The organism is Candidatus Methylacidiphilales bacterium (assembly GCA_028713655.1).
Classification (GTDB): Bacteria; Verrucomicrobiota; Verrucomicrobiia; order Methylacidiphilales; family JAAUTS01; genus JAQTNW01.
The window spans coordinates 13,774-25,769 of sequence record JAQTNW010000027.1 but is presented as its reverse complement, the minus strand read 5'-3'; the positions used below and the strand labels follow the sequence as shown (position 1 = coordinate 25,769).

Sequence of the window (11,996 nt, the reverse complement as noted above, 5' to 3'; positions counted from 1 at the left end):
TAAAAAATGCCCTAACCTCGCAACATCCTGTGGGCTTCTGCGAGAACAGACTCGGCTCTGATGCTGCTGATCCCGGCTTCGAACGATGAAATTTCCAGAACGGCATGCCGGCTCGGATCTGAATATTTCGGGCCGCAGGCCTCGGCGGACGAACCGCGGTCGGTTGGCGCAAATAGTGTGACAGTTGGGCAATCCACCGCCACCGCCATGTGATAAGGGCCGGTGTCGCCGGAAAGAAACAGCGCAGCCTGCGACTGCAGTTCCAATAATTTCATCAAGCCCAGGTTGCCTGCCAGATTGGTTGCACGCGGCCCAAGCGCCTCAGCCAGCCTTGCCGCATCCGCCGCTTCCTCTTTGGATCCCGTCACGAGCACGCGGGCTTCCGGCCGCTCATCAAGCAGCATCCTGCCCACATAAATCCAGCGCTCCAAAGGCCAGCGCTTCCGCGGCCTCGAAGCGCCGGGATGGATCATAATAATAGGCTGGCGGGAGTCTGAAATTGTATCAGGCAGCGAGAGCCGGGTGCGGCGCTCATTGGCGGCAAGGCCCAGCGCTTCAGCCATGGCAAGGTTGTTGTCGATGGCATGGCCGGTGGCGTAATCGGGTTCACCGGGCTTGCGCATCATGTTGATATTGGCGAACCACCCGGACCATTGGCTCCAGCGGCTGCGGTATCGGAGAAATCCGCGGATCCCGCAATGCCAAAGCCACGGAATCAGATCGGGTTCGGTTGTATTGGCAATGAGGGCGATCTGATAGCCGCCATCCAGAATTTTCCGGCGCATTTCCAACCAGCCGCGGTATTTTCCGGAAACCGTAAAAACTTCTCCGATGGCAGCGTCGGCGGCATAAAGGTCTCGGTACGGCTTTTTGACAAGAAAGCCGGTATGATCGCGGCCCAGATTCTCCGACAACGCGCGCAACAGGGGCGTGCACAGGACCGTGTCGCCCAATGCCGTGGAAGACACCACCAAAACTTTCGCCCCCCGATTGATTTCGTTTCGGCAAGCCCCCAGATTCCAGGGACGGATCACACCGGCATGTTGTAACGAGCGGTGTGTCAGAATCCAGGCAGGGTCGAGTCCGGGAAAGTTCATTTCAGAATCTCCTCAATTTTTTGCAAGACCTGTTCCGGGCGGATGTCCGACATGGAAGCATCAGCAGGTGAATGGTAGTCTACAGGGCGCGGCAGTTGGACGACCCGGTGCCGGTCACCGTAGCCATACGGGCCGACGCGATGGGCAGGGTTGTTGCAGTGAATCAGGGCAACGACGCGCGTACCGACCGCGAAACCAAGATGCATGATGCCGGTGTCGGTGCTGATAAGGCACTCGGCGGATTGGAGCAGGGCGGCTGATCCCGCAAGATTGATCTGTCCGGCCAGATTGTGAACGGAGGGCAGTGCCAGAGCTTCCTGAATGGCGGATGCTTTCTTCTTTTGGTCCGGCCCGCCCAGCAGGATGAAGCTTGCATCATGCCGCGCGGCAAGCAGACGGATCAGCTTGATATAATGCTCCATCGGCCAATCGCGCCAGGAGGCCCTGCGCCCTCCGCCAATTTGAAAAACGATACGCTGCTTTCCGGGATCCAGTCCAAGCTCGGATAATTTAGACTCAAGGGCCGTCCGCTCTGATGGATTCACTAGATAAGCCAGATGTGGTTCGGTCGTGTGCGCCCCAAGGTATTCAGCCATGCGCAAGGTTTGTACCACGCCGTGGTTTTCCTCCCAATCGGGCTGTTCTAAAATATGGCCGCAGAGTCGGCCATAGCGGGTCATTTGCGGAATGCTGACACTGACATCCGGGTTGAGTAAAAAACCCTGGCAACGCGGCTCCGGATCGTTCCCGCGCAACTGGAGGATCGCATCCCAGGGTCCGGCCTGTTTCAAGCTCTTGTGCAATTTGTAAAATGCCAACGGCCCCTTTTCGATGGTAAAAACAGCGTTTACGCATGGATTATGATCAGCCAGCATACGCCGGCGCCGGTGCACGACCATCGCAAGATGGATGCCGGGCCAGGTTTCCGCCAGCGCTTTGAATACCACCGAATCGGTCAGCGTATCTCCGATGCCGGCGCAGGAAAAGACCAGCACCTTGCTGTGCGGACCGAGCCGGATGGGAGCGGGCCGCGGCGGGCGGCGCGAGCTCAACCGGTTGAAAACCAGCCGATACGCCTGTTCATTCAAAAATGCGGGCAGATTCATGGGACGTGATGAAACATGGGAGCCAAAGCCTGTAAAATTCGGTCCTGGGGAATGCTGGATTCCCCATCCACGGCTTCAACCAGAATATGGCGTTCCCCACGCGGACGCCATTTCTGGTAATGCCCCGACCACAGCACCAGTGTCGGCGTTTGTGTGGCGGCTGAAAGATGGGCCGCCCCGCCCTCGGGCGTGATAAAAAATGCGGCCTGCTGCAGAAGCGCAGCTAAATCCAGTGATTCTGGAGTATCGGCAACAGCGGCCCGGTCTCTTCCCACCCGCAAGACCACACGCTGCGCCCTGTCCCGGTCTGCCGGCGCGCAGACGATGCCAACGGCATAATCTGTGTTTTTCAACAAGCTCCCGATCAAGGCCGCATAATCTTCATCATTGAATTTTACGGGCCGGTTGCAACTGATGTTGATCAACACAAATCCCGGGTGCGACAAAAAGGGTTGCGACTGCAAAATTTGGCGGGCGCGATCGCGGGACTCTGGCGGAATGTTCAGATGCAAGTCAGGGGTTGCGTCCTGGATCCCGAGAGGCGCCAGCAAACGCAGTTGTGTTTCAATTTGATGTTCGCCATGTGGATTTTCGGGAGGGTTGACAGCATGGGCATAGAAACGGCAGGGCCTGCCGGTTTGCCTGGCAAATCCGATGCGCTGCGGAGCATTGGTCAGCCGCACGAGTACCGCCAGTCGCTTGTCATAACCACCCTTGGCCGCGATGACGCAGTCGTAGTCTTGCAGGCGCGCTGCATTTTTGAAAATCCCGATCCACCGGTTCCAGGAGGGTTTCAGGACAATCACTTCATCAACCGATCCGCTGGCTTTTGCAATGGGCGCGCCCGCCGCATCACACGCAACAGCCAGGCGCGCTGTCGGATGCCGCTTCCGGATGGCGTGTAGCAACGGAAGCGTATAGATCATGTCGCCCATCCGGTTCCGGCGTATCACCAAAATGCGGAGCCCGGAACCGGCAGCGCGAGCAGGGTTTTTCCTGAAAAGCTTCAATGGGCGCGCCGCTAAATCGACCAGCGTGAACAATAAATCCATGACTCTGGTTTCAAGTTGCCGATTTAGAGTTTCTTTTCTCACGGCTGGCGCGGAGGCGGAGCGTGAGGGTTTCGGCTTCCTCGAGCCATTCCAGCTTTTCACGGAAGGTCGTCTTCAGGCCGATAAGAAGGGTGGCAAGTTCCGCTCCTTCGGAGGTACACCACTGCCAACCGGGATCTGCGTAGAGTTCTTCCTTGGTCATCGATAAGAATCCAGTTTTTTCAATGCTTCAATATCCAACAAATCCTTCGGACGGCCAGCCTCGCGCTTCATGGCAAGGAGAGTTTCATAGCATATTACCGGGGCTTGAATATCGGCAAACACAGCTTCCTTCCTTGCCTTGGCATATTCCTCGGCAAAATCAAAGGGCTCATAGACAAATACATCAATGGGCGTACGCAGATGTGCATCACTCCAGAGTTGCAAGACAAGCATCTGCTTGTCCTTACGCCAGGCTTCCCGATTTTCCCGATTTGCAAATTCTTCGGGGCTGACAGGAATTCTGGTTTGATAACCGATCGACCGCAAGGCATAGAGCGCCCGCGTGATATTTTCCGGCTGGAGTCCAATGACCAAATCCACATCTACAGTGAGCCTCTCATACCCATGCGCATTGACGGCAAGCCCGCCCACGATGAGGTACTGGACGTTTGCATCGTTCAGTGTCTTGACGATGGTTTCAATGCTCCGGACTTCCATGCAGTTTCGATCTTAACTGCCAGTCCGAGAGCGGCAAGATAGAACACAAGTTGCTGTCGGGGGATGGATCGCCACGCCCGGCTATGCCGGACTCGCGATAGCGGGCAGGGAGGCGCACCCGCATCGCCGAAGCGTCAGTCCAACGCGAAGGGGTGGGGGCGCTGAGAAACAGGAAGCAAGTTTACGTTTGTTTCCGTCTTCCCTCTGCGCCTCGGCGGAAGATGGATTCGCATGATGCCTAATATCCTGATCTTTGACATCTTGCCCCAAGTGTTCATTAGGAGGAGGACGGCGGGGCCGGACGACGCGGCAATCCAGTCTAAAAAATAATGGGATGCGCCAATCTTTTCGCCGCCGTATCCAAAACCTCACCGGCGGACACACTGGCGAGGCATTCACTGACGAATCCCTTGCCACAACTTCTCCGCTCCTGCTTCAGACAACGGCAGTCCTTGCGCAAGACGGCCAGATTGGACTGCCAGGGGCCCCAGATGGCGTCGTCGGTTGGACCAAAAATCGCCACACCCGGGATTTTCAGCGCCGCCGCCAGATGCATGGGCATGGTATCGACACCTGTGAACAGGGCCGCCTGCTGGATCAGCGCGCCGAGCTGGTTGATTTGCAGTGTGCCGATATGGTGGAAATCGGGTTTGGCGGACGCAATGATCTCACGGGCAAAGTCCGTTTCCAACGGGTCGCCTCCCGTGGTAAGCACGACGGGAAGACCCAGACGGCTATGGCAGGACTTGATGAATTCGATTACATTGGCCGCAGGCCAGTATTTGGAAGGCCAGCGGGCCGCGACGTGAAACAGGAGATAATCCCGTCCACGCAATCCCTGTTGTTGAAGCCAGCCTGTAGCCCACTCGCGATCGGCAACCGGTGGCTGATACTCGAGTTGAAAATTACGGGCTTCTCGAAAATCGGCCCCGGCCAGGCAGAGATGTTGCTCGACGATATGAACGGCATCGGGATCGCCGTGCCTGCGTTGGTTGATCCAGCCCCAGTAACCGTATCGTTTTGCTTTCAGCGATTCCCACGCGCGGCGCTCCCGCGCCCCGGAAAGCCAGGCCCAAAGAGCGGGCCGCTCTGAACACTGAGAAAAAATGATGGCTTGATCGAATCCTATTCTGCGGTACCGAAAAGCGCGCCGGATATCCTGCAAAACATTGATGGATCCGCGTGGCAAAGCCTCGACCGAAGCCAATCCTGGCATGTTGGAAAGCAAGGCAGTGCCCAAAGGTTGGGCCAGAAGATGAACTTCATGCCCTTGTTGCATCAGCCAGCGCAGTGCCGGAGTGGTCAGCACTGCGTCACCCGGTTGGTTTAATTGTATGGCCAGGATACGCATTAAAACCGCACTATACCGGCACTTGCTCATCAATGCCACAGTGTTTTATTCAATCGCTGGAATTGAATTGCCCTGTTCTTGCGCTGCCGCCCGTCGGCATTCTCCGCGAGACGTTCAAGCTGGAGAATGAAATTGCCAGCTCCGCGAATAAGCTGCTATCTTCGCAGTCATGAGCGCCTCCATCAAACTTATCAGCAAAGTGACAAAAGGCGTCGTACCGCTCCCGCGAGGCCTCAAATTAGCCGAAGGCACCGATGTGGCTATAACGCCGCTTGTGCCGCTGGCGGATGATCCTCCCTTTCTCAAGATGGCGCTCAAACTTGCCAAGCCGCGCCACCATCTGCCCGGCGACTACGCCCTCAATCGCGGCCATTACCGTCGCGGCGCGCCGAAAAAATGACCGCGGTATTTGCCGACACATATTATTTTCTCGCTCTGCTTGGCGCGCGCGCGAGGCGCCATGTGGCGGCAGTGGAAGCCTCACGCAATCCCCGCTTGCGCCTTGTTACCACTGAATGGGTGCTGGCCGAATTTGGCGACGCCTACTGCCACCCCAAAGACCGCGCCGACTTTGTTGCACTCTACTGCTCACTCACCAGGGATTCTCGCGTTAAAATCATTCCGGCAGAGACGCGTTTGTTCAAGCGCGGTGTGGATTTCTTTAAGCAACGCAGAGACAAGGAATGGTCACTGACAGACTGCCTTTCCTTCGTGGTCATGCGGGACGAATGCATTGGCGAAGCGCTGACCGGGGATAAACACTTTGAACAGGCCGGCTTCACCGCCTTGCTCAAATGAAACACCGGTCATCAATTAGTTCAAGGCATTGAGGTTAATGGGAAAACACATCTATTGTGGCGCCAATCTTTAACCCGGATTTTATTAGTGTTCCTCAAGGCACTCCCCGCCTATAACGTGGGGTCTCCAAATTCATGCGATGAAAATCGGTATTTTTTTGCCCAACGCCACGTTTGATCTGCCCGGCACGCCGGAAGTGGGCGGGATCGAGGTGTTTGCCCTGACCGTGGGTGAAGCCTGGCAGCGCGCCGGCCATGAGGTGATTTTATACGGCGGCCGCCCCAAGCCGGGGCGCCAACACCAGCCAACCACGCTGACATTGCGGCTCAACGATTACATCGAGACCAACTCAATCCCCGATCTGGGCACAAGATTCCAGAGGCTTGTACAGCGGCTGCACTTCGGATGGAAATGCCGGAACGACGTCCGGGCCGATGCGCCGGATGTCATGCTGTTGAGCAAGCCCTTTGACTGGCCGGTGGCGGCCTTTTGGAAACACCGGAAATGGGTTGGCAAAATTGCCATGGGGTTTCACGGCGAGGATTATTATGCAGGCGACCGCCTGTTTTACGGCGCTGTGGATGCGGCATTTGCGGTGAGCGCGCGCGTGGCGAGGCTCGCCCGGGATCGGGTTGGCGTGGAGCCCGTAGTGATACCCAACCCCGTCGATTCCCATTTTTACATACCTGACAACTCGTTTGTATCTAAAAGCGGCCTACCGCAACTGGCCGCGACAGGACGGTTGGTGGGCTGGAAGGCGTTCCATGTGCTGGTTGAGGCGGTGGCGCGCCTTCATGAAGAGGGTGTCCCGGTGCGTTGTGACATAGCCGGCGAAGGTCCGGAACGGGAACGGTTGCGGCGGGAAATTGCCGCAAGAGGCATGACGGATTTCATCCGGTTGCCCGGACGGCTGGCGCGCGAAGATGTCAGGGCATTGTTGCAGCGGTCCGATGCGTATGTGCTCCCATCGGCTGGATTTGAGTCGTTTTCCATCGCGGCGCTGGAAGCGGCCTCGATGGGACTGCCCCTGGTCTTGAGCGACCAGGTGGCTTTGGCGGATGCGCTCGAGTCGCGGGATCGCCGGGTGGTGCAGCATGGAGATGCGGACGCATTGGCTGATGCCATAAAAAATGCGCTTTCTGAAAAACGAAGCACAGCCGGACGCCAGGCCCGGCATGAGCGCATCCGTAAAAAATTTTCACCCGACTCCGTGGCGCAACGGCTTTTGGATTTGATCAACGACTCTAACGTTTAATTTTTTATTATGCTGCGACTCCTCTATCTCTATGGCGAAGAAATCACAGGCAAACGGGCGCGGGAAATCCATACCCTGAACCGCTGCCTTTCGCTGTGCCGGGCGGGTCTGCGGGTGGATCTGGTGGTTGCGGAGTCACCGGCCTTTCCATCGGATACGCTGTTGTTCAAGGCTTTCGGCCTGGCCGCTCACGAAAACCTGTCCATCACGCGTCTGCCGCGGCGCTGGAAGTTGGGCCCCTTCTCCGTCACTTCCAGCAGACATTATTACAGGCAAGTGGAACACCTGCTGGCGGGCGCCGCGCATTTTGACGCAACCTATGCCATTCATCTCAAGGCGGCACAATTCCTGCAGAAATCGTTGCCGGATCTGCCAACAGTTTTCGAAGCGCACGAAATTTTCGCGGACGCGTGGCCGGAGGGTTGTGGAAAATTTCTCAAACTGAGCCGGCAGGAGTCGGAGGTGTATGGCCGGGCACGCGCGGTCGTGGCGACCTCGGCTTATCTTCTGGGTGAGCTGCAACGGCGCTATAAAATGCCCGAAAAAGTTTTCATTTCGCCCAATTGCGCCGATGAATCGTTTTTCCTCGATGCATCCGATTCGCAGGATCGGAATGAATTGATCTATGTCGGCAGTTTTCAGGGTTGGAAAGGCGTGCCCACAGCGGTGGCGGCCATGCGCCACCTGCCGGAACATCACCTGACCGTCGTGGGCGGAAGCGCTGAACAGGTGCGCGCACTTTCGGCGCACGCTCCGGCCAATGTCAGTTTCACCGGCTTTCTCTCCAGGAAAAAAATCCTGCCGTTGTTGTCCAGGGCTTCGATTGGTCTGCTACCCAATCGACTAGAGCCAAAAAACTCGCTCTATACCTTTCCGATGAAATTCCTGGAATATGCGGCCGCCAATAAAAAAATTGTAGCGACCGATTTGCCAGTTCTGCGGGAACTCGGTCCCGGCCCATGGGTGGCCTTTGCACCCCCGGACGATCCGAAGGCCCTGGCGGAAGCGGTTCTGGCCCTGTCGTCGCGCAACGCGGGCCATGAGCCCCGCGACTGGGCCTTGAACTACCGCTGGGATGCGCGGGCCCTGGTCCTGGCCCAATTTTTGCAGGAGTTCGCGTGAAAGTGTTGCTGGTGTCACGCTGGTTTTGGGAGGAACAGCGCCGTCTGGGTGGCGGGTTCCTGCGCGAACAGGTGGAAGCCATGGCCGCAGCGGGTGTCGATTTGACCATTCTTTCACAATCCATGGACGCAGGATTGAAACCCGAACGGCGGGAGCTCGGCGGGCTCAAGGTTTGGGTGACCTCGCGGGAAAAACGCAAGGGAAGCTGCTCGCTCCCCGACAAACTGGTGAAATTCTGGGGCGGTTACCGCAAGGCAGTGACCGACGCCACGGTAATCCGGCAAATGCTTGGGGAGCACGGCCCCTTTGATGTGGTCTGGGCCCAGGTCGAAGAACCCGACGGCCTGTGCTGCGTGATTGCGAAACTTGGCGGAAAATTCCCTCCACTGGTGACACAGGTCTTCGCGTTGCGTTATGCGCTGGATGAATCCGGTGTTCATTTTCGCCATCGCTCGTCCCTCGGCTGGGTGTTCCGCAGTTCGGACAGGGTCGGCGCCAATTCCGAAGCCACGGCTTCCTGGATGCGCGTGCATTACGGCGCTCCACCGGCACGCATTTTTAATTACCGCCATCATCTTACGAAAAATTTTCTGGACTCTGCCCAGGACGCGAAACCAATTGCCCCTGAAAAGCGCATTTTGTTTTTGGGCGCGTTGAACCGTAAAAAAGGGCCCGATGTTTTTTTGCGGGCGGCAAAACGGATGGCGGGAAAGCTGCCTGGCTGGAGTTTTGTGATGGTCGGCGGAGAAACCGAACGTGACGACCGCTTGCAGCAGGAATTGGAAACACTAAAGACTGCCCCGGAGCTGCAAGGCCGTGTCGAAAGCCTGGGAAAGATTCCGGCTGACGGTGTGAGGCGCGAGATCTTGCGCGCGTCCGTCGTGGTTTGCCCCTCCCGCATCGAGGAATTTTCGCGCACCGCAGCCGAAGCCTTGGTGCTGGGAAGACCGGTGATTCTGACGGAAACGACGGGAGCCGCAGGGCTGGTGTGTGAAAGCGGCGCCGGGCGCGTGGTGCCGCCGGGCGATGACATGGCGCTGGCGGCGGCCATTGAGGAGCAGATTACAACAGAGCTGGCGGTGTCGCGCGCAGTATCGCAAAAGATCGCAAGTGAATTGACCGCGGAGCGCGCGGCGGAAGAGTTGATCGAAGTATTTAAAAAAGCCGTTGGATAACACATTGGAAGGACGTTTATGGCCGGAAAAAAGAAATTGTTGGTTTTTTGGAGCTGGAGCGATTTTCACACCATTTGCGAGAAGGGCTTTCTGGGCCATCCGGATTACGAAGTGGAACTGGTTTCCAACAAGGGAAGCCGTAACCAGCAGGCCACATACCCGAGGATGATTTCGCTGGCCCGGCGCGTGGCTGCCGGCGAATTCGATTTGATAGTGGCCAATACCATGATGAGATCACCCTATCCGCGGAACAAGGGCATGCTCACGACGGCCAGCCTTGCATTCCGGCTTTTGACCTACCAGGTGAGGCGTTTGGATTCGTGGTGGGCGCCGTGGGTGGCGCGCGCGGGCGGGGGCAAAACGCCGCTCGTGGTTGTTGATGCCCGGGACAGCCATTACATTTATCCATGGGACTGGCCGTTGCTGAAAGCCAGCCGCTTATATTTCAAACGGGAATTGATGGCCTGGCGCATGCGCGCCACCCAGCCCTTGCAGGATTATTTGACGGAAAAAAAAGTCGCACCACATATTGAAAAATTACGCCCATTGAGCCAGGGCGCCGATGAAACCACGTTTGCGCCTTCGGCCCGGCCCATGCGCGAGCGCGACGTCGATTTGTTCATGAGCGGGGGAGACAATCCATTGCGGAAAATGATCCGTGAGAAGGCCGAGAAACTGGGGAGCCGGTTCAAGGTTCTCATTCACAGTGGCAAGGTATCCGACGAAGAATACCGCGAGTCGATGCAACGTTCCAAGCTGGTGGTTTGTGTGGAAAGCTGGGCTGCGGAAACCTGGCGCCAATATGAAGCGGCCGCTGCCGGGTCCATTCCGTTGTTGAGCTGGCCATACACCCTCACGCATGAACCGCTGGAACCGGATGTGCATGCCTTTTATTTTTCCTATGTGGAAGGCCATTTTGAAAGAGTGGTGGAAGAAGCCCTGCGTGACACGGACCGGCTGCAGCGCATGGCCGAAGCGGCACGCGCGTTTGTGTTGGAGAAAAAGGGCCGCCGCCGACTGGTGAATTATGTGGTCGAAACCACTCTTGCGGACCTGAGTCAACCAAATCTGAATGCCCAGTCCTATAGGCTCTGAAGAGGGAAATGTACCGGAATATCAGTCTCGAGACACGACAGGCCGGCTTGGAGCACTGATGTTGTAAGGCTCGAGGCAGTTTGAACACCAGAGTGATGACTTCTCAAAAAGGTGTTCATCCCGGAAAAAGAAGACATTGCCCCAGGATGTGGGTGGCACATGCGTGCAGTTGCATAAAAAGCGGACATCGTTAGATCCTTCCACGCGGAATAGTACAACATGCCAGGCATAACCACGATCGCTCATTATCCGGACGAGGTCTCCCAATCTGTTCTGTGCGCCAGTCTTACCAAAGGTATGCTCAGGATCCCAAAACTCCGTAATCACAACCGGATAAAAGTGCTCCCCCATTCCACGGATCACTTCAATATCGTAACCCTCCGTATCAATCTTAACGAGGCTGGCATCCGCGGGAATTTGGGAAGCCAGGTGCAGACTTTCCAGGCTCCTGACAGTGACCTCCGCCTTCCCTGAAAATACCAGGTCAGACGGCATCGAATGCAGGACAAGGCTTGGGTAGACGCTTTCATCGGCATGCGTTTTTCCCGCAGAGATATCTTCAACCAGGTGCAGTACGCCTGTTCCGTCAGCGGGACCCAGCGCGGCCTGAATCCCATGGAAACCTTCCCGCCTTCCCAATCGCACGCTTAGGCGCTCAAAGGTGGGCGTGAAGGGCTCGATTGCATAAACTTCGTAGCCACTGTTCAGGAGATGCTCCGAGACATCGCCAATATTGGCACCCACATCAATTGCCGTGTGGTTGGGCAAATCAGGGTACAGATAAGCCATCAAACGGAGTTCCGGATTATGGCGAACATAATCGCTCGTTATGTTTTCATCCGGCATTGTCCTGCGGCGGCCTTGCAGGCATTCGATCTGTTCCTGAAGCTTCAGCATCCCGGTTCTTAAGGCCTGAATCGCCTTCGGGCCGTCATCCTGCCAATCCAGCGAATGGCAGACATGCCCGAGCGTGTGCAAGATCCGGCTGTGCTGCTTTTGTAAAGTCCCGGATTGGGCGGCAACCGTGCTTTGCAGCACGCGCATTTCACGCAAAACTTCCGCTGTTTCCTTCTGCAATTCAAGAGTCCGGGCTGCAGCACGCAACAGTGCAAGTTCGTTTTCAGAGTGCGACCACAGGCCGTTATATTTTAAAACAGCCTCCCAATATTCAAGGGCCGGGCGGAAAAGTTTCCGGAGTTTTTTAATTCTCTTGAGCGTTGCAAACATATATGGAGTTTCAGGCATG

The 11,996-nt window shown here is 56.7% G+C and carries 13 protein-coding genes; 6 read left to right on the top strand and 7 right to left on the bottom strand.

Going from position 1 to position 11,996, the window contains the following annotated elements:
* Positions 1 to 11: 11 nt before the first annotated feature.
* The 6 genes from PHD76_09915 to PHD76_09890 all read right to left on the bottom strand — a co-directional run bounded on the left by PHD76_09915 (position 12) and on the right by PHD76_09890 (position 5,335).
* Positions 12 to 1,097, bottom strand: coding sequence for a glycosyltransferase family 9 protein (locus tag PHD76_09915; protein ID MDD5262148.1), 1,086 nt, complete (start codon positions 1,095 to 1,097; stop codon positions 12 to 14).
* Complete coding sequence (locus tag PHD76_09910; protein MDD5262147.1) at positions 1,094 to 2,203, bottom strand: glycosyltransferase family 9 protein; 1,110 nt, start codon at positions 2,201 to 2,203, stop codon at positions 1,094 to 1,096. Before PHD76_09910 ends, PHD76_09915 begins: the two co-directional genes overlap by 4 nt.
* A complete protein-coding gene (locus PHD76_09905; GenBank protein ID MDD5262146.1) occupies positions 2,200 to 3,255 on the bottom strand; it encodes a glycosyltransferase family 9 protein in 1,056 nt (351 codons plus the stop codon). The genes PHD76_09910 and PHD76_09905 overlap by 4 nt, the downstream gene beginning before the upstream one ends.
* Positions 3,256 to 3,265: 10 nt before the next feature.
* Positions 3,266 to 3,457 carry a hypothetical protein gene (locus PHD76_09900; protein MDD5262145.1) on the bottom strand — a complete coding sequence of 64 codons (192 nt, stop codon included), beginning with the start codon at positions 3,455 to 3,457 and terminating at the stop codon, positions 3,266 to 3,268.
* Positions 3,454 to 3,954, bottom strand: a complete 501-nt coding sequence (locus tag PHD76_09895) for a hypothetical protein (GenBank protein ID MDD5262144.1) — start codon at positions 3,952 to 3,954, stop codon at positions 3,454 to 3,456. Before PHD76_09895 ends, PHD76_09900 begins: the two co-directional genes overlap by 4 nt.
* 319 nt (positions 3,955 to 4,273) lie before the next feature.
* Positions 4,274 to 5,335: a glycosyltransferase family 9 protein gene (locus tag PHD76_09890; protein ID MDD5262143.1), complete on the bottom strand. Its 1,062-nt coding sequence runs from the start codon at positions 5,333 to 5,335 to the stop codon at positions 4,274 to 4,276.
* A gap of 139 nt (positions 5,336 to 5,474) precedes the next feature.
* Between PHD76_09890 and PHD76_09885 the strand changes: the two genes are divergently transcribed.
* The 6 genes from PHD76_09885 to PHD76_09860 all read left to right on the top strand — a co-directional run bounded on the left by PHD76_09885 (position 5,475) and on the right by PHD76_09860 (position 10,750).
* Positions 5,475 to 5,705 (top strand): hypothetical protein, encoded by a 231-nt coding sequence (locus PHD76_09885; GenBank protein MDD5262142.1) that lies wholly within the window; start codon positions 5,475 to 5,477, stop codon positions 5,703 to 5,705.
* The gene (locus PHD76_09880) at positions 5,702 to 6,103 is read left to right on the top strand and encodes a PIN domain-containing protein (protein ID MDD5262141.1); all 402 of its coding nucleotides are present in this window, start codon (positions 5,702 to 5,704) and stop codon (positions 6,101 to 6,103) included. Before PHD76_09885 ends, PHD76_09880 begins: the two co-directional genes overlap by 4 nt.
* A 139-nt stretch (positions 6,104 to 6,242) precedes the next feature.
* Positions 6,243 to 7,358: a glycosyltransferase family 4 protein gene (locus PHD76_09875; protein MDD5262140.1), complete on the top strand. Its 1,116-nt coding sequence runs from the start codon at positions 6,243 to 6,245 to the stop codon at positions 7,356 to 7,358.
* A gap of 9 nt (positions 7,359 to 7,367) precedes the next feature.
* The gene (locus tag PHD76_09870) at positions 7,368 to 8,480 is read left to right on the top strand and encodes a glycosyltransferase family 4 protein (GenBank protein MDD5262139.1); all 1,113 of its coding nucleotides are present in this window, start codon (positions 7,368 to 7,370) and stop codon (positions 8,478 to 8,480) included.
* The gene (locus tag PHD76_09865; GenBank protein ID MDD5262138.1) at positions 8,477 to 9,655 is read left to right on the top strand and encodes a glycosyltransferase family 4 protein; all 1,179 of its coding nucleotides are present in this window, start codon (positions 8,477 to 8,479) and stop codon (positions 9,653 to 9,655) included. The genes PHD76_09870 and PHD76_09865 overlap by 4 nt, the downstream gene beginning before the upstream one ends.
* Positions 9,656 to 9,673: 18 nt before the next feature.
* Positions 9,674 to 10,750 (top strand): hypothetical protein, encoded by a 1,077-nt coding sequence (locus PHD76_09860; protein ID MDD5262137.1) that lies wholly within the window; start codon positions 9,674 to 9,676, stop codon positions 10,748 to 10,750.
* Between the two features lie 21 nt (positions 10,751 to 10,771).
* On the opposite strand, the gene PHD76_09855 is transcribed toward PHD76_09860, so the two are convergent.
* The gene (locus tag PHD76_09855) at positions 10,772 to 11,995 is read right to left on the bottom strand and encodes an FkbM family methyltransferase (protein ID MDD5262136.1); all 1,224 of its coding nucleotides are present in this window, start codon (positions 11,993 to 11,995) and stop codon (positions 10,772 to 10,774) included.
* Position 11,996: the final 1 nt, after the last annotated feature.